The sequence below is a fragment of the Kiloniella sp. genome (assembly GCF_965205715.1).
GTDB lineage: Bacteria > Pseudomonadota > Alphaproteobacteria > Kiloniellales > Kiloniellaceae > Kiloniella.
Genome location: NZ_CBDBHW010000014.1, coordinates 1,461,777 through 1,485,013, shown reverse-complemented (window position 1 = coordinate 1,485,013; position 23,237 = coordinate 1,461,777). Strand labels below are relative to the sequence as shown.

Annotated in this window: 23 protein-coding genes; 10 read left to right on the top strand and 13 right to left on the bottom strand. The window is 48.2% G+C overall.

Going from position 1 to position 23,237, the window contains the following annotated elements; genetic code table 11:
* Positions 1 to 125: 125 nt before the first annotated feature.
* A complete protein-coding gene (locus ACOGW3_RS24170) occupies positions 126 to 695 on the top strand; it encodes a redoxin domain-containing protein (protein ID WP_419905281.1) in 570 nt (189 codons plus the stop codon).
* A gap of 79 nt (positions 696 to 774) precedes the next feature.
* On the opposite strand, the gene ACOGW3_RS24165 is transcribed toward ACOGW3_RS24170, so the two are convergent.
* Both ACOGW3_RS24165 and ACOGW3_RS24160 read right to left on the bottom strand, forming a co-directional pair.
* On the bottom strand, positions 775 to 2,352 hold the full coding sequence (locus tag ACOGW3_RS24165) for an alanine/glycine:cation symporter family protein (protein WP_419905280.1): 1,578 nt from the start codon (positions 2,350 to 2,352) through the stop codon (positions 775 to 777).
* 11 nt (positions 2,353 to 2,363) lie between these two features.
* Complete coding sequence (locus ACOGW3_RS24160) at positions 2,364 to 2,801, bottom strand: universal stress protein (protein WP_419905279.1); 438 nt, start codon at positions 2,799 to 2,801, stop codon at positions 2,364 to 2,366.
* A gap of 332 nt (positions 2,802 to 3,133) precedes the next feature.
* Between ACOGW3_RS24160 and ACOGW3_RS24155 the strand changes: the two genes are divergently transcribed.
* Complete coding sequence (locus ACOGW3_RS24155; RefSeq protein WP_419905278.1) at positions 3,134 to 4,054, top strand: DMT family transporter; 921 nt, start codon at positions 3,134 to 3,136, stop codon at positions 4,052 to 4,054.
* Between the two features lie 142 nt (positions 4,055 to 4,196).
* Positions 4,197 to 5,039 carry an isocitrate lyase/PEP mutase family protein gene (locus tag ACOGW3_RS24150; RefSeq protein WP_419905277.1) on the top strand — a complete coding sequence of 281 codons (843 nt, stop codon included), beginning with the start codon at positions 4,197 to 4,199 and terminating at the stop codon, positions 5,037 to 5,039.
* On the opposite strand, the gene ACOGW3_RS24145 is transcribed toward ACOGW3_RS24150, so the two are convergent.
* A complete protein-coding gene (locus tag ACOGW3_RS24145; protein ID WP_419905276.1) occupies positions 5,036 to 5,920 on the bottom strand; it encodes a LysR substrate-binding domain-containing protein in 885 nt (294 codons plus the stop codon). The two genes, ACOGW3_RS24150 and ACOGW3_RS24145, sit on opposite strands and share 4 nt — an antisense overlap.
* A gap of 146 nt (positions 5,921 to 6,066) precedes the next feature.
* Here ACOGW3_RS24145 and ACOGW3_RS24140 point away from each other — a divergent pair, with 146 nt between their 5' ends.
* Positions 6,067 to 7,704, top strand: coding sequence for a GMC family oxidoreductase (locus ACOGW3_RS24140; RefSeq protein WP_419905985.1), 1,638 nt, complete (start codon positions 6,067 to 6,069; stop codon positions 7,702 to 7,704).
* A 36-nt stretch (positions 7,705 to 7,740) separates the two neighbouring features.
* Entirely contained in the window at positions 7,741 to 8,949 is a 1,209-nt protein-coding gene (locus tag ACOGW3_RS24135; protein ID WP_419905275.1) for a mandelate racemase/muconate lactonizing enzyme family protein, read from the top strand.
* 43 nt (positions 8,950 to 8,992) lie between these two features.
* Here ACOGW3_RS24135 and ACOGW3_RS24130 read toward each other — a convergent pair whose 3' ends face one another.
* Entirely contained in the window at positions 8,993 to 9,127 is a 135-nt protein-coding gene (locus tag ACOGW3_RS24130) for a hypothetical protein (protein ID WP_419905274.1), read from the bottom strand.
* On the opposite strand from ACOGW3_RS24130, the gene ACOGW3_RS24125 reads away from it, so the two are divergent.
* Positions 9,114 to 10,346, top strand: a complete 1,233-nt coding sequence (locus tag ACOGW3_RS24125; RefSeq protein WP_419901077.1) for an ISL3 family transposase — start codon at positions 9,114 to 9,116, stop codon at positions 10,344 to 10,346. The genes ACOGW3_RS24130 and ACOGW3_RS24125 overlap by 14 nt on opposite strands.
* Entirely contained in the window at positions 10,322 to 11,791 is a 1,470-nt protein-coding gene (locus tag ACOGW3_RS24120) for an aldehyde dehydrogenase family protein (RefSeq protein ID WP_419905984.1), read from the top strand. Before ACOGW3_RS24125 ends, ACOGW3_RS24120 begins: the two co-directional genes overlap by 25 nt.
* 75 nt (positions 11,792 to 11,866) lie before the next feature.
* Here the strand turns inward: ACOGW3_RS24120 and ACOGW3_RS24115 are convergent, their stop codons facing one another.
* Positions 11,867 to 12,805, bottom strand: a complete 939-nt coding sequence (locus ACOGW3_RS24115; RefSeq protein ID WP_419905273.1) for a LysR substrate-binding domain-containing protein — start codon at positions 12,803 to 12,805, stop codon at positions 11,867 to 11,869.
* A 397-nt stretch (positions 12,806 to 13,202) separates the two neighbouring features.
* Between ACOGW3_RS24115 and ggt the strand changes: the two genes are divergently transcribed.
* Both ggt and ACOGW3_RS24105 read left to right on the top strand, forming a co-directional pair.
* On the top strand, positions 13,203 to 14,960 hold the full coding sequence (gene ggt / locus ACOGW3_RS24110; RefSeq protein ID WP_419905272.1) for a gamma-glutamyltransferase: 1,758 nt from the start codon (positions 13,203 to 13,205) through the stop codon (positions 14,958 to 14,960).
* An 81-nt stretch (positions 14,961 to 15,041) separates the two neighbouring features.
* Positions 15,042 to 15,467, top strand: coding sequence for a hypothetical protein (locus tag ACOGW3_RS24105; RefSeq protein ID WP_419905271.1), 426 nt, complete (start codon positions 15,042 to 15,044; stop codon positions 15,465 to 15,467).
* Here the strand turns inward: ACOGW3_RS24105 and ACOGW3_RS24100 are convergent.
* The 4 genes from ACOGW3_RS24100 to ACOGW3_RS24085 all read right to left on the bottom strand — a co-directional run bounded on the left by ACOGW3_RS24100 (position 15,445) and on the right by ACOGW3_RS24085 (position 19,041).
* Positions 15,445 to 16,677, bottom strand: coding sequence for an ISL3 family transposase (locus ACOGW3_RS24100; RefSeq protein WP_419901077.1), 1,233 nt, complete (start codon positions 16,675 to 16,677; stop codon positions 15,445 to 15,447). The two genes, ACOGW3_RS24105 and ACOGW3_RS24100, sit on opposite strands and share 23 nt — an antisense overlap.
* A gap of 259 nt (positions 16,678 to 16,936) precedes the next feature.
* On the bottom strand, positions 16,937 to 17,674 hold the full coding sequence (locus ACOGW3_RS24095) for a hypothetical protein (protein WP_419905270.1): 738 nt from the start codon (positions 17,672 to 17,674) through the stop codon (positions 16,937 to 16,939).
* Positions 17,671 to 18,132 carry a hypothetical protein gene (locus ACOGW3_RS24090; protein ID WP_419905269.1) on the bottom strand — a complete coding sequence of 154 codons (462 nt, stop codon included), beginning with the start codon at positions 18,130 to 18,132 and terminating at the stop codon, positions 17,671 to 17,673. Before ACOGW3_RS24090 ends, ACOGW3_RS24095 begins: the two co-directional genes overlap by 4 nt.
* 12 nt (positions 18,133 to 18,144) lie before the next feature.
* A complete protein-coding gene (locus ACOGW3_RS24085) occupies positions 18,145 to 19,041 on the bottom strand; it encodes an ankyrin repeat domain-containing protein (RefSeq protein ID WP_419905268.1) in 897 nt (298 codons plus the stop codon).
* A gap of 114 nt (positions 19,042 to 19,155) precedes the next feature.
* Here ACOGW3_RS24085 and ACOGW3_RS24080 point away from each other — a divergent pair, with 114 nt between their 5' ends.
* Positions 19,156 to 19,830: a substrate-binding periplasmic protein gene (locus ACOGW3_RS24080; protein WP_419905267.1), complete on the top strand. Its 675-nt coding sequence runs from the start codon at positions 19,156 to 19,158 to the stop codon at positions 19,828 to 19,830.
* A gap of 58 nt (positions 19,831 to 19,888) precedes the next feature.
* On the opposite strand, the gene ACOGW3_RS24075 is transcribed toward ACOGW3_RS24080, so the two are convergent.
* The 4 genes from ACOGW3_RS24075 to ACOGW3_RS24060 all read right to left on the bottom strand — a co-directional run bounded on the left by ACOGW3_RS24075 (position 19,889) and on the right by ACOGW3_RS24060 (position 23,191).
* Positions 19,889 to 20,440: a YybH family protein gene (locus ACOGW3_RS24075; RefSeq protein WP_419905266.1), complete on the bottom strand. Its 552-nt coding sequence runs from the start codon at positions 20,438 to 20,440 to the stop codon at positions 19,889 to 19,891.
* A gap of 37 nt (positions 20,441 to 20,477) precedes the next feature.
* On the bottom strand, positions 20,478 to 21,374 hold the full coding sequence (locus ACOGW3_RS24070; RefSeq protein WP_419905265.1) for an RNA polymerase sigma factor: 897 nt from the start codon (positions 21,372 to 21,374) through the stop codon (positions 20,478 to 20,480).
* A gap of 169 nt (positions 21,375 to 21,543) precedes the next feature.
* Positions 21,544 to 21,942, bottom strand: a complete 399-nt coding sequence (locus ACOGW3_RS24065; RefSeq protein ID WP_419905264.1) for a hypothetical protein — start codon at positions 21,940 to 21,942, stop codon at positions 21,544 to 21,546.
* A gap of 238 nt (positions 21,943 to 22,180) precedes the next feature.
* Positions 22,181 to 23,191 (bottom strand): C45 family autoproteolytic acyltransferase/hydolase, encoded by a 1,011-nt coding sequence (locus ACOGW3_RS24060; protein ID WP_419905263.1) that lies wholly within the window; start codon positions 23,189 to 23,191, stop codon positions 22,181 to 22,183.
* Positions 23,192 to 23,237 lie beyond the last annotated feature (46 nt).

Below are 23,237 nucleotides of genomic sequence, written 5' to 3'. Positions count from 1 at the left end.
AGGTGTCCCGGACAGACCAAACCTATCGAGACCGGAGACCTGTCAGGTATGTGATCCCCCCGTCCCTGACAGGTTTTTCTAACCGTCGAACAAAGACACAACCCAGGAATGATGGGAAATCAGAGATGAGACAGACTTTACAAAAAGCACCCGAACTTGACGTTCAACAGTGGATGAATTCGAAAGCTGATATCACTTTGCAAGGCTGCTTGGGGAAAGTGGTCTTGATAGAAGCGTTTCAAATGCTTTGCCCAGGCTGTGTCGAACACGGACTTCCTCAGGCTCAAAAAGCCTATCAGCTATTCTCTCCCGATGACTTGGTGGTCGTTGGGTTGCACACCGTGTTTGAACATCATGCCGCCATGGGCCCTGAAAGCCTGAAGGCTTTTTTACACGAATATCGGATTTCCTTTCCGGTTGGCATTGATACCCCGGCGGATAAAGGCCCCGTGCCAAAAACTATGGCAAACTACCAATTACAGGGCACTCCTAGTCTGATTTTAATTGATCGTCGAGGATACCTGCGTCGGCAAAAGTTTGGCGCAATATCAGACCTGCAGCTCGGAGCAGAGATCATGGCGTTGATCAAGGAAGAAGTGGTTGATCATATCAACTTGGAGAAAGGAGAGGAGCAGCGAGAAGAAAGTAAAAGATCTCAAACCGTTCTTTGCGATGATCAAGGGTGCCGAGTGTGAAAGGGGGAGTTACGAGCTCCCATAACAAAACGGGCGACCCAATGGGCCGCCCGTTTGTCGTTTCGCATTTCGCTCGTTGCTACTCTGCAGGGCTTTTCCCTGAGATGGAATCAGAGGTGAACTTTCTGATTTCGCCAGTTTTTAAACGGGCGAGGTAACTCGCGAGTTCCCGTTTAACAATCGGCATGAGGAAATAGAGCGCGGTGATGTTAACCACGGCCATGGCAAAGATCGCAGCATCTGAGAAATCGATAACCGGGCCAAGGCTGGCCGCAGCACCAATAACGATAAAGATGCAGAAGATAACTTTGAACGTTAGTTCTGAGCCTTTGCCTTCACCGAACAGATAGGTCCAGGCTTTCAGACCGTAGTAGGACCAAGAAATCATGGTGGAGAAAGCAAACAACACCACTGCGATTGCCAGAATATATGGGAACCAGTTGAACGCAGAGGCAAAAGCTGCAGATGTAAGGGCAACGCCCGATGCACCTGTCGCTGTAACGATTTTACCGCCTTCAACAATATAGTTGCCAGTTTCTGGATTGATCGTCAGCTGTCCGGTAATAATGATCACCAACGCTGTCATCGTACAGATTACAACGGTATCGATGAAAGGCTCGAGCAAAGAAACAACACCCTCTGTGATCGGCTCTTTGGTCCGAACGGCAGAGTGCGCGATCGCAGCAGAACCAACACCAGCTTCGTTTGAGAAAGCCGCACGTTTGAAACCCTGGATCAAGGCACCAACAAAACCACCTGCGATACCAAGTCCGGTAAAGGCGCCTTCGAAGATTTGACCAAAAGCCCAACCAATTTGACCGGCATTCATGATCAGAATAACAACGGCTGCAGCGACGTAGAGGATGCCCATGAAAGGCACAACTTTTTCAGTCACGTTGGCAATGGATTTGATACCGCCAACAATAACAGCGAAAACAACGCCAGCGAAAATCAGACCGGTAATCCAGCCCGGATAATCCCCAACAATACCTGAGATCTGCGCATGAGCCTGGTTGGCCTGGAACATATTCCCGCCACCAAGAGCACCGAGAATACAGAATACCGAAAACAGGATCGCGAGGTATTTACCACAAGGCAATCCACGTTCTTTGAAACCCTTGGAAATATAATACATCGGGCCACCAGAAACGGTGCCGTCTTCGTATTCATTTCTATATTTTACACCCAGGGTACATTCGGTGAATTTGGATGCCATCCCAAGCAATCCAGCCAGGATCATCCAAAAGGTTGCTCCGGGACCGCCGATACCAACAGCAACGGCAACACCCGCAATATTACCAAGTCCGACCGTACCGGACAAAGCAGTGGCGAGCGCCTGGAAGTGACTGACTTCGCCTGCGTCATTTGGATCAGAGTAATCGCCTTTTACCAAAGAGATCGCATGACCAAAGAGCCGAAATTGCACAAAGACAAAATAAAGCGTGAAAACGGTTGCCGCGATCACAAGCCACATTACGATCCAAGGAAAACTTGTTCCTGGAAAGGGTGCGAAGATAAAGTTTACAAACCACCCGGTTGCAGAAGAAAATCCGGCATTGATGGTCGCGTCTAAACTTCCGGCTTCTTGTGCATGAGAAAGAGATGCCGTGCTCAAAAGAGCAAAAACAGGTAAGAAAAAATTGAAAATCTTATTCATTGTTGCTCTCCTTATCCGACCACAGTGACGGGAACGCTGGCGTGCATGACGAGGTTCGCTGTTGAGGTGCCAAAGACACGCTTTACAAATCCACCTTCGGATGAACGGGCAACAATTATTTGTTCTGCTTTCTCCTCAACGGCAACAGCGTCGAGCAGGTCGGCTACGTCGCCGTGTCGGACGATGCCTCTGGCGGCAATTCCATCCGCGACTAATGACGATACGGCAGGATTAACGACCCTTTCCGTGGCCATATGAATTTCTTCTTCGCGACGTTTGTGCCGCTCTGAATTTTCTTCTGCTGTTTGGAAAGTATAAGGTGACCATTCGATCACATAGACCATAAGTAGTTCGCAATCCCCGATAAGGTTGGCGAGCTTTTTGGCATAGGCTACGGCACGATCACCTGATCCCGTGCCATCAAGACCTACGATTAATGTAGCAGGCATCTATTCCCCCTTGTTAGATGTAGCTGTATTATCAAGACCACTTGGTGCTATCCGATTAAGTGATCTTGTAAGACGGTTACAATTTTCCGATTAAGTATTTACCTGGTAACTACTTGGTAACCATAACTTAGGGGCGAAAAAAATGCGACATTTTTTCTACTAACAAGATTGCTTGGTATTTACGTTCTATTTCAAACTCTTACAAGAAAATTATTTAATAGTTCGTTCGTGAGCGAAACATCTGGCAGAAAGTCTTCTCTATAATCGCAGTCACAAATTCGAACCTTAAGGCCCAATCTCGGGTGTAAATAGATAAATTAAAGGTGTGATCGGTGAACAGTCAGGAACAACCAAATCTCGTCATTGAAATAGGGTTTCTCGCTCTATTAGCTTTGCTTTGGGGATCGTCTTATCTCTTTATCAAAGTCGCGGTCACTGAAATTCCTCCAATTACGCTTATTGCCATTCGCGTAAGTGTTGCAGCGGTATTTTTACTCGTTGTTATGTTCTTCAAGAAAGAACGGTTCCCGCGTGATGGCAAAACCTGGCGTATGTTGTTTGTGCAATCCGTATTTAACTCTATTGCTGCCTGGACCATTCTTGCCTGGGGGCAGCAATACGTTGATAGCGGCTTGGCGAGTGTACTGAATTCAACGTCCCCGATATTTGTCTTCTTTTTCACCTTGCTAATAACTCGTCATGAAACGGTCAACGGCATGAAGTTGTTTGGTGCTTGTCTTGGGTTACTTGGGGTTTTGTTTATTGTTGGGACTGATGTCCTAAACGGATTGGGCACACAAGTCGTAGGGCAATTGTGCGCAATCGCCGGTGCAATCCTTTATGCCTGTGCCGCTATTTACGGCAAAAACTTTCCCCACCTTTCGGCAACCGTAATATCGGCGGGCACCATGGTTTGGGCAAGCCTGTGTTTGGTTCCGCTCAGCCTGATTATAGATAAGCCCTGGACGTTGGAGCCTTCTACTCAAGCTCTTACAGCAGCTCTTGTTTTGGCCATTTTTTGCACTGGCATTGCCTTGCTGATTTATTTCCGACTGGTGAAAACCCTGGGGTCAATGGGCGTTGCCAGTCAGGCTTATTTGCGCGCCGGTATTGGTGTTTTACTTGGGGTCTTGTTTTTGGGTGAGGAAATATCACTCATTGTCGGCATTGGTTTGCTTGCCGCCGTTGTGGGTGTTGCCGCGATCAATATGCCCAAGCGCGCTGCGAGACAGAAAAAATTGTCGCGGCCCTGAAAACCGTCTTCTTAATCAGCCATTGCCATAGTTGTTGATCTTGACTTTAATATATATGAGTGTTCACCGTTTGTTCGTAGTGTAGATATGTAATTTCTCCTCACTAAACTTAATTCTCTTTTATGTATGGAGGCCTCCGCCCATGAATAGCCAAACCAAATCTGAAATCTTCCGCGATCTTCATTCTAAAGACGGCCTTTTTGTGCTGGCAAATGTCTGGGATGTTGGTAGTGCAAAGATGATGGCGGCGATGGGCTTTCCGGCTCTGGCCACCACAAGTGCGGGGTATGCCTTCTCGCAAGGGAAGATTGATTGGGTTGGGGCTTTATCCCGGGAAGAAGTGTTGGATCATGCTGGCGAATTGCTCAATGCAACCGACTTACCGGTAAGTGCGGATCTGGAAGACGGCTATGGTGCAACGCCGGAAGAGGTGGCAAAAACGGTCACGCTTGCCGGTGAAATTGGCCTCGCAGGCTGCACCATTGAGGATACAACAGGTAACAAAGAAAGCCCGATCTATGATTTTGGATTGGCAAAGGAGAGGATTGCTGCGGCAGTGGAGGCGGCAAATGCCTTAAGCCACCCTTTTATGCTCACAGCACGCGCAGAGAATTATTTGCATGGCCGTCCAGATTTGGATGACACTATAAAGCGGCTACAGGCTTTTGACGAGGTTGGTGCAGATGTGCTTTATGCTCCAGGCTTGCCCGATTTAGATGCTGTTCGCACCGTTTGCCGTGCGACGGATAAGCCGATCAATGTCGTAGCTGGTATTGGCCTGCCCGGTGTGTCGATAGAAGATCTCAGGGACGCTGGGGTCAAACGGGTCAGTTTGGGAAGCGTCCTCGCGCGGACGGCTATTGGTGCTGCCTTAAATGCCGCCAGCGATATTTTGGAAAAGGGCATCCTGAACGATGCTTTTGGGGCCGCGGCTACCTTTAGTCATATCGAAGATTTGATCTCGGCTGCTTCAAACAAAGCCTAAGTTTGGTAAAGTCCGGCGATCCAATTGCAAAACAGGTTTATGTCTTCGCGTTTTTCAGCACCTTCGCGGACAATCAGAAAGTGCGATCGTTGAAGCGGGAAACGATGTTCCAACGGAAAGGTCAATAAGCCCGCGTCGATGTATTGCTTGGCAAAGCTTTCCCGGACAAGGGTACTACCAACCCCGGATATCACGATCTGAAGGGCGACGAGGGACGAGTCAGCTTTGAGCCATTCCGGGGGCATTTCCAAACCAAGCCCACAGTATTCAGACAGTTTGTTCCAATCCCCTTCAGAGCCAATAATTTGCACGACTTCTGCCTTGGCAATTTTATCAATGGTGAGGTTACGACCAAAGGAGGCGGCAAAATCTGGATGGCAGGCCAGCGCGGCGTGTTCGTGGCCGAGGTGCCAGATATTGGTTTCCTGCCAATTTCCATGACCGTAGCGGATATCGATATCGATACTCTCATCATCAAAACGATCTGCCCAAACCGTCGTTGACAGTTGGATGAAAATGTCTGGGTTCTCAGCATGAAATTGAGCCAATTGAGGGGCCATAATAAGTGCCGCGTAAGAGATCGATGCCCGGACTTTGATCACGCGTTTCTTTTTGGTGCCAAACAATCCACTTGTGGCTGTCTCCATGTCTGAAAAAGACTTGCGAATGGGGTGGGCGTAAGCCTGGCCAATATCGGTGAGCACAACACCCCGAGGCAGGCGTTCGAAAAGTTGAACTTTTAGATGGTTCTCAAGCAACCGGATCTGCTGGCTGACGGCTGCGGGTGTCAAGTTCAATTCAGCGGCTGCCGCTGAAAAGCTACTGTGTCGCGCCGCAGTTTCAAAGGCTTTGAGCCAGGTGACGTGAGGGAGATCGGCCATAGCTTACCTTCAATGAAAATTATGCCTTAGGGTATAAAAGGGTTGTTTGAATTAATCCTAATCGCATGCAAATCATTATGCAACGCCGGGATTTTCTGGTGATGCAAAAGTAGCGAGCGCAAGAAATCAGAACCGTAGTGAAAGCCATGCAGATGACCACTGGAAATTATGATTACATTATCGTGGGTGCCGGATCAGCGGGTTGTGTCTTGGCCGACAAACTCAGTGAAAGTGGCCGTTACAAGGTTTTGCTGATTGAAGCAGGTGGCACGGATCGAAAATTCTGGATCAAGTTGCCGCTTGGTTATGGCTTTACCTTTTCAGATCCCAAAGTTAATTGGCGTTACAATGCTGAGAAAGATCCCGGCTTAAAAGGGCGTGACGCATACTGGCCGCGCGGACGTGTTCTCGGCGGTTCAAGTTCGATCAACGCTATGGCTTACGCTCGGGGATTACCTCACGATTTTGATGACTGGGAACAGGCGGGTGCCACGGGCTGGAACTGGGGACAAGTCGAACCGGAATATGATGCGCTCGAGCGAAACGATGAATTTGATGCCAATGGCAAGCGACAAACTCGCGGCGACGGTCCGGTCTGGGTCAGTGATCTAAGTGATCAGATGCATCCCTTTTCTCAAAGATTTCTCCAGGCTGCACAAGATATTAACTGGCCGGTGACCAAGAACTTTAACGGACCGGAAAAAGAAGGCCTTTCAATGATCCGCGCCACCGTGCGCAAGGGATTTCGGTGGTCGTCGGCGGATGCCTTTTTGCGTCCTGCCAAAAAACGCTCAAACCTTGAAGTGGTAACAAACGCGCTGGTGGAAAAGGTTACGATGCACGAAGGGCGTGCGAACGGTGTTCGTTATCGCATCGGGGATAAAAATCATGAGGCCTCAGCTACGCGAGAAGTCATCCTCAGTGCGGGCGCGATCAACTCTCCTCAATTGTTACAGCTGTCGGGCATCGGGCCGGGTGCGCTTTTAAAGCAGCATAATATTAAAGTAGAACGTGATCTTTCCCAAGTTGGTTTGGGGTTGCAGGACCATCTCGCGGTGTCGCACTACTATCAGTCAACGGAGCCCACTCTTAACAACAGGTTGGGCAACAAGTTCGGACAGCTCTTGGCGGGGATGCAATACGTTCTAACCCGTAAGGGTCCCCTGAGCGTACCGGTAAATCAGTGTGGTGGTTTTGTTCGCTCTGATGCGGCGACGACTGGGCCTGATGTTCAGGTCTATTGCAACCCGGCCTCTTATTCCGTGCCGGCAACTGGGCGACCGCAAATAGATCAAAAACCCGGTTTTTTACTCAGCGTGCAACCTTGCAGACCGACCAGTCGCGGGGAGATCAAAATCGCTTCTGCCAATCCGTCCGAAGCACCGATCATTCAGCCCAACTCGCTTTCAACAGAGCACGATCAACATATTGCTGTCAGGGCCAGTAAGTTGCTTCAGAGCTTGGCTGTATCACCAACCATATCCCAGGTCACGCGAGAGCGCATGGCCCCGGATATCACGACAATGGATGATAACGCGTTGCTGGAGAACTTTCGCGCCCGTGCGGGAACAGTTTTTCATCCCTCTTGCACCTGTCGTATGGGGCGGGATGAAACTGATTCCGTACTGGATGCGCGCCTGCGGGTCCACGGGGTCAGGGGCTTGCGTGTGATCGATGCCTCGGCTTTTCCCAATGTGACCTCAGGAAATACCAATGCGCCGACGCTAATGTTGGCGATGAAAGCTGCAAAAATGGTGTTGCAAGACGCCGAAATTTCAGTCTGAATTAAAACTTAAAATGACGATGAACAGGAAGATCTAATGCACCTGGAAAAAATTGAAACCTTTGTTGTCGGTAACCCGCCGCCCCGTCATGGCGGCCGCTATTTCATTTTTGTCCGCTTGACCACGGCTTGCGGAATTTCGGGTGTTGGCGAAATTTACAATGCCACCTTCGGGCCAGATCTCTGTGCGGCTATGGCAGAAGATGTGTTTGAACGTCAATTTGCCGGTAGCGATCCCCATCATATCGAAAAGCTGTGGCGACAGACTTATGGCGCGGGCTTTACCCAACGCCCTGATGTCACTGTCATGGGCGTGCTCAGTGGGTTGGAAATGGCCTGTTGGGATATCGTAGGCAAGGCCGCGGACAAGCCGGTTTATGAACTCCTGGGTGGTAAAGTTCACGAGCGTTTGCGCAGTTACACCTATCTCTATCCGACGACGGGTGATGTCTATCCCGATCCAAACCTGCCAAATGTTTATAACGATCCTGACATGGCGGCAGAAACCGCCCTGGAGATGGTGGAGAAGGGCTTTACCGCCGTAAAATTCGATCCCGCAGGACCTTATTCGATCTATGATGGCCATCAGCCTCGTCTGGAAGATTTGGAACGTTCTGAATTGTTCGTAAAACGTATTCGCGAAGCTGTGGGTACACGCGCAGATCTGTTGTTTGGTACCCACGGTCAGTTCACTGTGTCCGGTGCCAAGCGTATGGCACGCCGACTTGAGGCCTATGATCCGCTTTGGTTTGAAGAGCCGATCCCGCCGGAAAATCCAGCTGATATGGCAGAGGTTGCGCGCTTTACATCGATCCCGATAGCAACGGGGGAACGCCTTTGTACCAAACATGAGTTCGCACGCTTGCTCGAAGCGGGGGCAGCCTCAATTCTGCAAATGGATTTGGGCCGAGTTGGTGGACTGCTTGAAGCCAAGAAGATTGCCTCCATGGCTGAAACCCGGTCGGCTCAGATAGCACCACATCTTTATTGTGGTCCGGTTGTCGCCGCTGCAAACATTCAAATCGGTACCTGTAGCCCGAACTTTTTGATCTTGGAATCAATCGGTACGTTTGAAGGGCCATACACATCGTTCCTGAAGGGATCGATTGATTGGGAAGATGGCTATGTGATCCCGCCAACCGCACCAGGTCTTGGGGTAGAGTTGAACGATGAAGTGGTCGCAGCCAATCCCTATACGGGCAAAGAATTACATATCGAGATGGCGACCGAGCCTGTGGTGCAATAGCGCTTCTTCGATGATCAAACGACACCTTAGAATAAGAGATCTTTTATGATGCACGCTCTAAACAAACATGGCTCTTCTCCGCTTTGTTGAGTAGAAAAAGATGCCGACCGCCAAGTAACCTGTTGATATGTATGGTTTCTGATAACTTTACATAGAGCAGGTATATGACAATCAACATCTCGCAGCATATTTTAGGCCTCAAAGGGCAACGTGTAAATGAAATTAAACTGGATGACGGCGGTGTTAAGATTGTCATTCACTGCAGCCGAGACGCGCGTAGGAGGGCTATAGACCCTGCTACAGGCCAGAAGGGAAGCATCAACCAGCATGTCCGCCGACAAGTAAACGACATCCCCCTTTTTGGGTATCCTTGTGTGGTCGAGATTGAGCTGGCGCAGGTTTATATTAACAAGGGCGAACGCCGCATTGAGGGGTGTGATTTTGTTGATAAAGGGTGCCGTTTCACTCACCGATTTTGCCGACTGATCAGTGGATTATGTCGGCATATGTCTATTCAAGCGGTTTCCAGACATTTGGATATACGATGGGAAACGGTCAAGAATATCGACAGGGCATACCTTATTGAAACTCTCCCTACGCTTGATCCTGCAGAGCTAACTGGCTTGGAATATATTGGTGTAGATGAAGTTGCCCGGGCGAAAGGTCATGACTACATGACGGTGGTCTACGATATGGTTGGCGGTCATCTGATCTGGGTTGAAGCAGGCCGAACTGCCGAGGTTTTTTCAAGGTTTTTGAAACAACTGCAACCAGATACAGCCTGCAAAATAAAGGCCGTAGCGATGGATATGGGGCCTGCCTACCAAAAGGCTGTCAGAGAGTCCTTGCCGTTGGCCGACATAGTATTTGACCGTTTCCACGTCATGAAAAACTACAGCAAAGCTATCCATAATCAGCGTCGACTTGAGTTCAGAAAGGCCGATCCAAGTGGTAAAGAGTTGATGAAAGGGACACATTATCTGTTGCTCAAAAATGCGGATAAGTTGAGTGAAAAACAAAGTGACAAGCTGCAAAGGTTGCTGGAGAGCAATAGCAACCTGAATGCACTTTACGTCTTGAAAGAACAGCTTCAGCTGCTGTGGAGTGCCGCTTCATTTGAGGCGATGGCGGAGCAACTGGAACGTTGGTGCCTGATAGCAGATCAGTCACAGATGCTCTATCTAAAAAAGTTCGCGAAATCCCTACGGAAACATTGTGTGGGCATCTGCAACTACGCCAAACACAAGCTCACAAGCGCCAGGATAGAGGCTGGTAATGTCAGTATAGGAATGATCCGTAAGCGAGCCAGAGGCATCAAGGATACCGAATACTTCAAACTCAAAATTAGACAATCATCCATTCCAGATAATCAATCTATGCTCTATTTGAAATCCTAAATCTACTCAACAAAGCGGAGAAGTGCCACAAACATTATATCGATGGCGCTTGGGTTGATCCGATAACAAGCGTTTCTTTTCCGATCATGAACCCTGCCACTAACTCTCAAATTGGCGACGTGTCTCTGGGTTGTGTGGAAGATGTGAATATTGCCGTTGCCGCAGCCAAGCGGGCTTTTGAAACCTTCTCAAAGACAACCAAGGCTGAACGTCTCGCCTTACTCGAGCGGTTGCTAGAAATTGTAACCGCGCGCAAGGAAGAGATGGCACAGGCGATCACATCGGAAATGGGTGCGCCAATTTCCATGTCGAGGGATGCTCAGGCTGATTGTGGCATCGGCCATATCGAAAGTTTTATCAAGGCTTTCAAATCCCAGGAAACCCGTGAAACTCTCCCAAGTGGAGATATTCTCTCTCGCGAACCCATTGGTGTCTGCGGGCTGATCACGCCTTGGAATTGGCCGATCAATCAAATTGCGCAAAAGGTCGTGCCCGCGCTGGCGATCGGGGCAACTTGCGTGCTGAAACCATCGGAATATACACCGCTTTCCGCCGAACTCTTTGCTCAAATGGTGCATGAGGCGGGTTATCCGGCAGGGGTGTTTAACCTCGTCTATGGTGATGGTATGACCGTGGGATCTACGATGTCACGTCACCCGGATATTGCGATGATGTCCTTTACCGGGTCGACCCGTGCGGGTGTTGCGGTTTCCAAAGATGCCGCTGAAACAATTAAGCGTGTGACGTTGGAATTGGGTGGAAAATCACCCAACCTGGTCTTTGCCGATTGTGATCTGGAGAGCCGGGTTAAGGCATCGGTGATGCAGTGTTTTTACAACACCGGTCAATCTTGCAACGCACCGACCCGGATGTTGGTAGAGCGGAGCTGTTACGATCGAGTTTTAGAAATCGCCAAGCAAACCGCAGATGCTCAAAAGGTTGGTGATCCCGCCCAAGAAGGTGATCATATCGGACCACTTTTCGATCAACTTCAATATGATCGTGTTCAAGTCATGATAGAGCTCGGCATAGGCGAAGGGGCAACCTTGTTGGTGGGGGGACTTGGTAAACCAGAAGGACTGGAATCCGGGTGGTATGCCAAGCCGACAATCTTTGCCGATGTGAACAACGATATGCGCATCGCCCGCGAAGAGATCTTTGGACCGGTTCTAGTTATCATCCCGTTTGACAGTGAAGAAGAAGCCATTGCCATCGCCAATGACAGCGATTATGGCCTCGCGGCCTATCTGCAAACCGGGGACGCTGCACGGGCCGAACGTATTGCTGATCAGCTACGGGCGGGTGCGATTGCCATCAATGGTAAAGGCAGTAACTACGGATCGCCGTTTGGCGGTTACAAGCAATCGGGCAATGGACGTGAAGGTGGTATCTTCGGGCTTGAAGATTATCAGGAGCTCAAGGTGCGCTGTCCGATAACACTTTAATGAAACTGAGAGAAGTAGGACCACAAATTTGGGGCTTACTTCTCTCCCGTTAACTCTCAATTTTTACTATATACATCACCAAAGACCCAGTTGATGGGATAACTCTGCAAAAGCATCATCGATGGCGCGTTTGAGTTCGGTCTCGGTGTTGGAGTTCTGCAGCCAGGGGGAGACCGCAAAGTAGAAGTGGGTTTTTTGCTCGAATTCATCAATTTCCCGCCACACCAGGCCGGGGTTCTTCTGACAGAAAAGTTCTGCGATCAAAACGTTGCCGATATAAAGCGCATTGAATTCTTCGGCCATCTGCATGGCGAGGGTGGAATAGGGCGTTTCCAACAGGTTTTGGATCTGTAGATTGTGGCGCTGGACGATTTCCTGGTGTTCTAGATAACAGGGATCGCTTTTGGGTACCGAGATCATTTTCTGGTTTTGTAGATCAGCCACTGTAAGCTGTGTTTTGTCTGCCAGAGGATGTGCTTTTGGTAAAACACAAACCTGACGCGCTGAAAGAAAACGCCGATTTTCGATACTTTTATGATCGAGGGGTTTGGTGTGAAAGGCGACATCGGCACGGTTTTCAATGAGAGCGGCAACGGACTCTTCTTGAGACGCTGAGGTTACTTGAAAGTGCATACTGGCCTGACGTGGCAACCGAGTAAGTAAATGCGGCAACACCAAAGACGAATTTGAAAAAGAGGCGCATATACGCAACTGATTGACCTGCCGGGTCTGGCCGCGACGCCACTTGGTAAAGGTTTTGTCGATCCCTGTGAGCAACTCTTCCACGTCTTCGTGCAGGATTTTGGCCCGTTCAGTTGGGAACACCCGACCATTTTGGCGCATGAAGAGCTCTATCTCAAAGGTGTTTTCAAGCCTTTGGATATGTTGGCTGATAGAGGGTTGGGTAACCCCCAGGTATTCCGCGGCCTTTGTTATGCTTCCCGTATCCATTACCGCGGCAAAGGCCTCAAGCGATTTTAGGTGAGCGAGTTTGCTTTCTTTAAGGCTAAACATATGTGGCCTTCTCGTATTATCTGTTCTTCAATTAAGGTTGCAGTTTGCTCTTCTTATTTATGGCTGTGTCATTTTCCGTGAGAGATTGCCAAACAAATTCATTAAGAGCTATGCTATTAAAACAACCTATAAGTTCATAAGTTTATTTTATAAGATTGTCGACAGCTTCGTAAAGCTGTAGCCGTAGTTAACTGTGATTATGTATATATTGCCTGCGTTTTATGGGAATTTATCATGTTCGCAGATCTTGAAGCTGAATTATGAGTACATAAATAAAATCTATAATAAGTGCTCATCAGTCAAAAGAATTCACTTAAAGATCCCTGTTCGTTACCGACTACTAAAATATGATGCCCCTAATTTATGTGATTACCCAATAGATTACAGGAATATATTGATGTCCATTAGCCCGAAAAAGGCCGCGCTGGCCTTTGCCACCACTTTGCTTGCTTCGACTATTCTATCTGGGCCCCTCTCTGCCCAAGAAGCCGTTCAACCCGAAGCCACCCATGCGGTGGTGGCAAAGCAGTCAGTGAAATCCGAGAAATTCATGGTCGCCTCGGCCAACCCAATCGCCACCCAAGTGGGTTATGAAGTGCTGGAGCGCGGTGGTTCTGCTGCCGATGCGGCAGTGGCCGTACAGTTCATGCTCAACCTGGTTGAGCCACAAAGCTCCGGCATTGGCGGCGGTGCCTTTATGGTCTATTGGGATGCCACATCAAAAAGCTTGACGACCTTTGACGGTCGTGAAAAAGCCCCGATGTCGGCTACGCCGGACTATTGGCTAGGTGCAGATGGTCAGCCAGTGGGTTGGTTTGACGCGGTTGTTGGCGGTAGGTCCGTTGGCGTACCGGGAACGCTCAAGCTGATCGAAACTGTGCAAAAGAAATATGGTAATCAAGACTGGGCGTCTTTGATTGAGCCAACCCGTGCGTTGGCACAGGGTGGTTTCCAGGTTTCTCACCGTATGGCGAGCTCTATCGCCAAGGCTGTGGGTAAACGCAAACTCGAAGCCATGCCGGATACCCGGGCCTATTTCTTTGATAAGAACGGCAACCCGCTCAAATCCGGGACCTTGTTGCGCAATCCTGAATTTGCCGCTGCGCTTGCCATGATCCAAAAGGAAGGTTCCAAAGTTTTCTACGAAGGTCAGATTGCCAAGGATATCGTTGCCGCTGTTAAAACAGAGGAAAACGGCGGAGTGCTGACACTGGCTGACATGAAGGCCTATACCGTTGTCGAGCGCAAACCCACCTGTGCTGATTATCGCGGTTATGAAGTCTGCGGCATGGGCCCGCCTTCATCCGGTGCTTTGACCGTTGGGCAGATCCTATCGATCCTTTCCAACTATGACATTCCTGCTATGGGGCCGGGCGCCGAGAGTACGCACCTTTATCTCGAAGCTGCGAAATTGGCTTATGCTGATCGTGGTCTTTACATGGCTGACAGTGACTTCGTGAAAATGCCTGAAGGCCTGCTCGACAGTACTTATCTCAAAAGTCGTGCTGCTTTAATCGATCCAGCTAAAGCCATGGCCAAAGCAGATGCGGGGACGCCACCGTGGAAAGAGGCGAGCCTCTATTCGCCAGATACCCAGCTCGAACGTCCTGGCACCAGCCACTTCTCTATTGTCGATGGCGATGGCAACGTGGTCTCTATCACCACCACCATCGAAACCGGCTTTGGTTCTCGGGTGATGAGCAACGGCTTCCTGCTCAATAACGAACTGACCGATTTCTCTCGTGCGCCGGAAAAAGACGGCAAGCCGATTGCCAATCGCGTCGAAGGCGGCAAACGCCCCCGTTCTTCCATGGCCCCGACCATCGTCTTAAAAGACGGTGCTCCCGTACTGGCAATTGGTTCCCCCGGTGGATCACGGATCATCAACTACGTGGCCCAGTCCATCATTGGTATTCTCGACTTTGGTATGGACCCACAAGTCGCGATCAGCCAACCGCACATCGTCAATCGTAACGGTGCCACCGATATCGAAGAAGGCACCGATGCCGTTGCCATGATCCCGGCTCTGGAAGCCCTCGGTCACGAAACCAAAGTTCGTGATTTGAACTCCGGCCTGCATGTCATCCAGATCAACGACGGTGAACTGATCGGTGGCGCAGACACCCGTAGGGAAGGCACCGTAATGGGCGACTGATTACTCAGTAATATTTTGAAGGAACGCCGAGCCTGCTTTAGGCTCGGTTTTCTTTTGTGGGAAATTTAATCAGGGGAGAAAATGAAGAGGTTCTTAGTAGTTGTTGTTTCAATAATGTTGATGGTTTTCTGTTGGATAATCTACTTAGTAGATGAGGCATTTTCTCAGAAATGTGAAGGTCCAGGTTTTGACATTTTAAGAAATACGAAAATCACATCAATTGAAGTGATCATATTACCTGAAATAGATCCGAATTCTTCACTCAGTGAAGGGATCACTGTAACTCTAGGTGATGACAATAGATCTCGGGATGACTCATTTTCTCTAGATACAAAATTCATCGACATTGAAGATGCAGCGAAAATACAGGCTATCAAATCTTTTATCCTAGAGCGCGAGGGTGATTTAGACGGCTGGTATGCTACTGCACCTCATGGAGCTAAATATGTTGAATTATGGCACTTCTCCGCTTTGTTGAGTAGATTTAGGATTTCAAATAGAGCATAGATTGATTATCTGGAATGGATGATTGTCTAATTTTGAGTTTGAAGTATTCGGTATCCTTGATGCCTCTGGCTCGCTTACGGATCATTCCTATACTGACATTACCAGCCTCTATCCTGGCGCTTGTGAGCTTGTGTTTGGCGTAGTTGCAGATGCCCACACAATGTTTCCGTAGGGATTTCGCGAACTTTTTTAGATAGAGCATCTGTGACTGATCTGCTATCAGGCACCAACGTTCCAGTTGCTCCGCCATCGCCTCAAATGAAGCGGCACTCCACAGCAGCTGAAGCTGTTCTTTCAAGACGTAAAGTGCATTCAGGTTGCTATTGCTCTCCAGCAACCTTTGCAGCTTGTCACTTTGTTTTTCACTCAACTTATCCGCATTTTTGAGCAACAGATAATGTGTCCCTTTCATCAACTCTTTACCACTTGGATCGGCCTTTCTGAACTCAAGTCGACGCTGATTATGGATAGCTTTGCTGTAGTTTTTCATGACGTGGAAACGGTCAAATACTATGTCGGCCAACGGCAAGGACTCTCTGACAGCCTTTTGGTAGGCAGGCCCCATATCCATCGCTACGGCCTTTATTTTGCAGGCTGTATCTGGTTGCAGTTGTTTCAAAAACCTTGAAAAAACCTCGGCAGTTCGGCCTGCTTCAACCCAGATCAGATGACCGCCAACCATATCGTAGACCACCGTCATGTAGTCATGACCTTTCGCCCGGGCAACTTCATCTACACCAATATATTCCAAGCCAGTTAGCTCTGCAGGATCAAGCGTAGGGAGAGTTTCAATAAGGTATGCCCTGTCGATATTCTTGACCGTTTCCCATCGTATATCCAAATGTCTGGAAACCGCTTGAATAGACATATGCCGACATAATCCACTGATCAGTCGGCAAAATCGGTGAGTGAAACGGCACCCTTTATCAACAAAATCACACCCCTCAATGCGGCGTTCGCCCTTGTTAATATAAACCTGCGCCAGCTCAATCTCGACCACACAAGGATACCCAAAAAGGGGGATGTCGTTTACTTGTCGGCGGACATGCTGGTTGATGCTTCCCTTCTGGCCTGTAGCAGGGTCTATAGCCCTCCTACGCGCGTCTCGGCTGCAGTGAATGACAATCTTAACACCGCCGTCATCCAGTTTAATTTCATTTACACGTTGCCCTTTGAGGCCTAAAATATGCTGCGAGATGTTGATTGTCATATACCTGCTCTATGTAAAGTTATCAGAAACCATACATATCAACAGGTTACTTGGCGGTCGGCATCTTTTTCTACTCAACAAAGCGGAGAAGAGCCTGAATTATTAAGTAACGAAGAGGTTGTTGTATCAATAAGTTATTGGGATTTTTATTATTCGACTTCTCTCTGTCCTAATGGAATCAATAGCTTAGATGAAACAGAGCGTCTGTATTTTAATAAACTTCTGGGTGTGCAGTTTGATGAAGATAAGTAATTAAGTTTTACCGAAGTTCGTGGGGAAAGGGGATACGATAGGAAGCTGCCCATTTTCGTCCGTTTATCTCTACAGCAATTCCATTGTCACCAGTTGATTCTAAACTTTTAAAGGCTTCCAGATTCTCATAGGGCAAATATATGCTGTAAGAATCTCCACCCCATTTATAAGTGCTTGCTGAGTTAAGATCTGGCCAATCTTGCGGCCAGCTTATGGAATTTTTTGCATATTCAAACGGCCAAACCATAATTTCCACATCAGGAGGGTACCAAACTTGCGCCGTTATACTTTTGTGATTCATGAAATATTGATAAACTTTATAAAGCTGGGAGGGAACAATGACTCCAGTATTATTTTCCGAAAACCCCCCGTAAACAGATATGGATCTTTGCACGTTATTTAGGGAAAATTGTATGCGAGCTGTTGCTAGGTCAGAAGGCAAGGCTATGGTATCGTTTTCAGGTTCAGGGTATTCCGGGGCAAGGTCCTTAAGGTTATGTAAAACAGCTACCGCGTCTCTGACTTTTTGATCGTCTAATATCAGGTAACGATATTTACCTTGGCCCTGAGATTGATCCCAGAATATGGCCTTTCCATCTTCATATAGGGCAAAAATCGGTGAATCTGATCCAATTGCCATCAGCCAAGGATTTTTATCGTATATTGCAATGACAAGATCACTTTTTGCCATTGCCGTATGAGGAAGTAACAAGAAAGCTAGAACCAGATAAAACCGTTTTATCATGAATTTATAAGCCTTATTTCAAAGTCGACAATGACTTCAGCTCCATGATAATCACCAAGTATTTTATCAAATGGTGGCGCTTCTTTGTACCATCCGTCAGATCCGAGAGTTACAAAACGATCAAAAGTAATCTCTACATTTGGGGAACTCAGTATTTGGTCATTGAGGTGGTCTTGTAGCGGGAGGTTTTCTGTTGGCGTACAGATCAATTTATGGGTGGGAAGCTGTTCAGGAAACAGGACCCTTGAACTTGCGCCATTACAGTCTGCACCTTCGCCATAACACTCCAGTACCAAGCCTATTTTACCTAAGAACCCCTCAACGAGTAATTCCCAATTCGCCTGTTGCCAATCGATAAGAAATGATCCTGTGGTGTCAACATTGGAAAGGACTGTTAAAGTCTCCCAGTTCGATGATTGTAGCTGAATGTAATTTTGTAAGACTGATTTGATTTTCATAAAAATTAGAGGTTATTTTGTGAATAACAATTCGGCTTCGGATAAGCATTTTTTACTGTATAGGCCAAGTGTTGATAGTTTTTTGAGATGCATAAGGCCGATTATATCTTGAGTGTTTAATTTAATCGTGTGTTTTGAGTGAGATACAAGACCATTTAATATCTCTGAGTAATCTTCGTGATTGCCAAATTCCTTGTTACTTGAATCACAAATTGAAAATAGAAATGAAGTTATTTCAGAAGTATCCTTGGAATTTTTATCCGAATTTGGAAGCATGTTAAAATCAGCTCCGTAATCCAATAGCGTGTATAATGTGGCTTTACTCATGTTTATTTTATCGTCGAGGGATGCGTTCTTTTCGAACTGATAATAATCAGAGTTATCTAGAAAGTTATCTGCTCCCAAGTTCCGCTCTCTAATCAATTCACCCAAGATGAATAATGCATACTTAAGGGGGTCTGCATCAGGAAGGTTTACATCTGCTTTTCTCTCTAAAAGTAAGTTTGTTATCTTTAAGTCTCCTCCAACACTCAAATTTAGTGCAGTCGATCCGTATTTAGTTTGGACATTTGGATCGTAATGGTTGTTGAGCAAACATTCCACTGATGTGATATCGTTCGTAAGCACGGCCTGATGCAGTGGGTACTCAAAATCAGAAGTCGAGCAATGTACTGTTTTGGCGTGAAGTGCTTGACCTGTAATAATTGTGAGTAAAAACACAAAAGCAAATACTTGAAATTTCATCACTTGTTGTACAACACCCTGAATAATTGAGGTTAATGGTTGGTGGATGGTAGCTAATGGAGGGTTGTTAAACAAGTTAAAGTAGTGTGTTGTGCCAGAGTGAAGTGCATATCGTTGCTTGGCTTTTAATGATATATGAAGCAATTCCAGCCAAAATTGTTCCACTCTATAATTAACTGGCTAAACTCCGTCTTATTGCAAGAAAATCGAATTAAAACTTTGATGCCTAGAACACTTTTTTCTCTGGTGATTTGCTTTCTGTTCTGCTTGTGGAGCGGGGTGGCGACTGCTGCAACCCTACAGGTCAGTGTGTTTGATCTTCATCCCTTTGGTGGCCGGGATGCGGAGGGGAAGGTTGTTGGCATCATCCCTGAAATACTCAATGAAGTCGCTCAGGAAACCGGGCTGGATCTTGAGGTCAGGGTGGTGCCTTACAAGCGTATGTTTTACGAGCTCGAAACCGGTGAAGCGGATTTTGCGATATTTTTCAGAACGCCCAAGAGCGAGAAAATCGCGAGGCCAAAGGTTCTCATTTATACTCTGCGCAATATCGTTGTTGGCAAGCAGGGGATTGATCTTTCGGCTTATGAGGATCTCTATCGGCACACGATTTCAGTGCCGCGGGGTACTTTTTATCTAGAAAAATTTGATAATGATCTCGGATTGAGAAAAACACTTGTTCCCGGATTTTCCAATGCGGTAACCCAACTGTTACAAAACCGTGCAGAACTTGTGGCCGGGCCGGAAATATCCATTGCCTATCACTTGAAAATGCTCGGATCTTCAAAGGACATCCTGGGGCAGTCTTTATTCCTGAGCGATACGTCTGCCTGGCTCCAAGTATCTGAAAAATCCAAGAACCTGACCCCGGATATTATAGATAAATTAATCGGTGCGGTGAATAAACTCCACCAGGACAAGACCATCGAAAATATCATGCAAAAGTATAACTAGGGCTTGGTGAGAATAGAGCTCGCCTCTAATCCTGAGGCGGGTTCTATTTTTATGTTTCCTAGTTACCCATCAAGTGGCTGCCGTGGGGATTGTCGATGACCATTTTCCAGCCGCCGTCGTCTTGCTGGCGCAGTACCGCAACCGAGAGACCGGACTGAGTGATTTCCTGACCATCCGGTGTTTTGCCGAGCATGGACCAAGGCGCGAGGTGGACGGCGATATCTCCGGCAACGATGACCTCGTGACCGCTATAGGTAAAGTGTGGGTTGAGGGCTGAGAACTCGGCGAAGATTTGCTTGGCGACAGCGGGGTCGGTAACCGCGGTGCCGGGTTCAAACATGATCGCGGCGTCCTTTTCATAAGTCGACATCACGACGTCGAGATTTCCCTGTTCGAAATTGGAGGTCATTTTCTCGATCAGGGAGAGGACGTTATTTTGTTCTGGTGTCATTTCTGGTGTCATTTGAGTTGTTGTTTGTGTTGTCATAGCTTTGGTTCCTTTGGTTTGTGGATCAGAAGTTATTGTGTCTGCGAGGGTATTTACGGGCAGGGAATTACTCGAAAAAAGGCCGAGCAAAACCGCGCCCAAAAGTTGGGTTTTCTTGAACATTGCTGTCTCCGTTAAGTATTTAAGTATGTGACTGGGGTTAGTGGATCAGATCAGGTCCCAAGGTGTTGGAGGAGGGGCTTTTTGTCCTCATATCTGGGGTGTGGTCTGGATCGAGGATTTGTGTGAGTTTGAAAGCAAAATCATCCGGGCTGACAAATTCCGGGGTTGCACGCTGGAGCTTGAGTGTTCGAAGTTCTTGTTCCAATGACCGTACCCCGGATATGACGCTGTTGTAATCAGGGGCTGATTTAATGGCATAGCTTGGCGCGCGACCATCATCTGGATTGGGAATGCGGCCGAGTTCTCTCGCCGCGGGCAATCTACGTGGACAACTGCACTTGGCGGCTTCATTGGCGATACCGCAGTGGTTTGAGGTAAAGGCGACGACTTCGCTTCTGGCCCGCGATAACCGCTTTCTGAAATTAGCTTTGCTCAAGCCCAGAACTTCGGCGGCCTCGGCCTGGTCAAGGTCGAGAATGTCGCCGAGCACATAAGCCATCCTGTGCTTGAGATCGAGGCACAGCAGCATGGCCATAGTGCAGGATATGCGTAGTTCGTTGAACCAGACTTCGTCTTCACCAGAGGGCGTACGGGAGGTCTTTGCTTCTGGGACCAAGCCGCTTTCGAGATCGTGGCGGAACATTTCAAAATTCAAACCGTGATCGCGGTCCCGGACCTTCTTTGCTGTGATGAGATAGTTCGCCGCCACCCGATACACCCAGGTCTTAAAGGCACTCTTGCCTTCAAAGGTCGACAGTTTGGTCACCACGAGAATGAGGATTTCCTGTGTTGCCTCCAGTGCGTCATCCGGATTGACCAGCATGCGCATCGCCAGGTGGTGCACTTGGTCTTGAACTTCCCGTACTACGCCTTCAAGCGCCTTTTGATCGCCAGCGATTGCGCTTTTGACCATCCGATTTAATCTGTCACTCATCTCACAACTGCTTATCTGTTATATGGCAGACCCGGTTTGGTATTCTAAAGTACCGGTCTTTTTTTTGCCTTCTATATAATTAGACAACAGCAAGCGCAGAGGTGTGACAAATTAATTTCCCGTGAGATGATTTTTTTGAATTACGACGTGGTCAATCTAGAGCTTTTCCTCAGTCAAAAGCCGTCGCGACACCGCGAAAGTGTTCGCGTAACAATTCAAAATTGAGCACCAACTGGAGTTGTGTCAGAAGATTTTCGAGATAATGACATCCCGAGGTCTCCATGATGGTCTCGATAGTTGCTTGTATCATGTCTTCCGGCCAGTCATTATTTTCTATGTCTTGAACCGCATTGTCCCGTTTTCGTTTACAGGCATCCAGCAAGGCCTTAACTGCATCAACTCGTTCTTGATTGGAGGTAGCTGCTCCCAATCCTGCTATTAGTGGTCCTGTATCTGACAAGCCTTTTAGGGCATCCGCCTTGGCTCTATCTGCTGCCTCTCTGGCGTCTTCAGACATGTTGTCAAATACCTCGGCTAAATTACGAAAGTTATCTCCTTGCGCAGACATCGTGATCTCCTCTGCATTGAATGAATAAATAGAGGGTATCCCGTGCTTGCTTTGCGCTTACTTTTCGGGATCCCTGATAAAACAACTATGAAGAGCAGTTTATGGCCAAGCCTCGTTGGTATCAGCTTATTGGAGATTTTAAATTCTGTTAAACGCCTATTTGGTGAAATGCTAGAGGTGAAATAAGCCCAAGGAGCTAGCCACATCACGGGTGGTGTCGTGCAATCAGATTAGTGTTCTATCGACCTGACTGGGCCTGCACTTCACTGGTAATACAATGATCGGGGTAGCGAATGAGCCGGCTTTCGGTTGTTGGACTGGCAAAGTTGTGTTGCCATACGGCACCGGGCCAGTGGGTTTCCGCGGTGCCGCGGGCGGGCCAGTAGACCGAGGTGTAGAGGGTGCCAAAGCCTTTGGAGAAGTTGGTTGAATAGAGTGGTGGTTTCAAGAACGCGGCGATAAACTTGTCGGCGGGTTCTTCGTGCATGGTCAGGCGACGCAGGAGAAAGCGTTCACGCTCGACGGTTCCGGTTGCCCGGGCGTGTTGGTGCCATTCGACACTTTCCTGATGGTTGGTGGCAACCCGGGTGTCGGTAATGACGATCTCGCGATCAGGAGACAGATAGACGGTGATAAAGTCACCGGAACGATCCACACAGGTGATGTTGTACGCCATGTGACAGGGCACCCGGCGCAGCACTGATATGGCTTGTTTTGTGGTGTCACAAAACTCCAGGATATAGCGCAGGATCAAAGGTACACCGAAACCGTCACCCACGACCCGACGACCACCAAAGGTCAGCGACAGGGCAAGGCCGGCATCGTTCATGCCATCGACCACGCCCCACATTCCATCGGAGGTCGCGATCACCCGTTTGCCGTTCCAGGCACTATCCAGAATGATGCCGTCACTGAGTGCGGGGCTGTAATCGTAGTTGCGCACCAACATGGGCTCGTCGCCGAGCCACACGGCCTGGGAACAGCCGGAGAGATAAGGGGGAGGGCGATAGAAGCTGAGAAAACGTGCTGCGAGATCGCCGCCGCCGGCTAGTTCGCATAAAGTTTCGTAGGTGGGAACAAGCTCTGGCATGTGCTCTTTTAAAGCCCGCAGACCAGAGAGATAGGTTTGACGCGCGGACAGGCTCTCGCTCATAAACCACTTCTCATAGGCAGGCCAGAGCTTGTTAAACTGCTCTTGCCAGGCGGGACCCGCCTTGAGTTCGTGAATTTTATCGAAGATAAAATCCATAGTACGCTATACCACACTCGACTTACTTGTTTCTTATATTACAGAG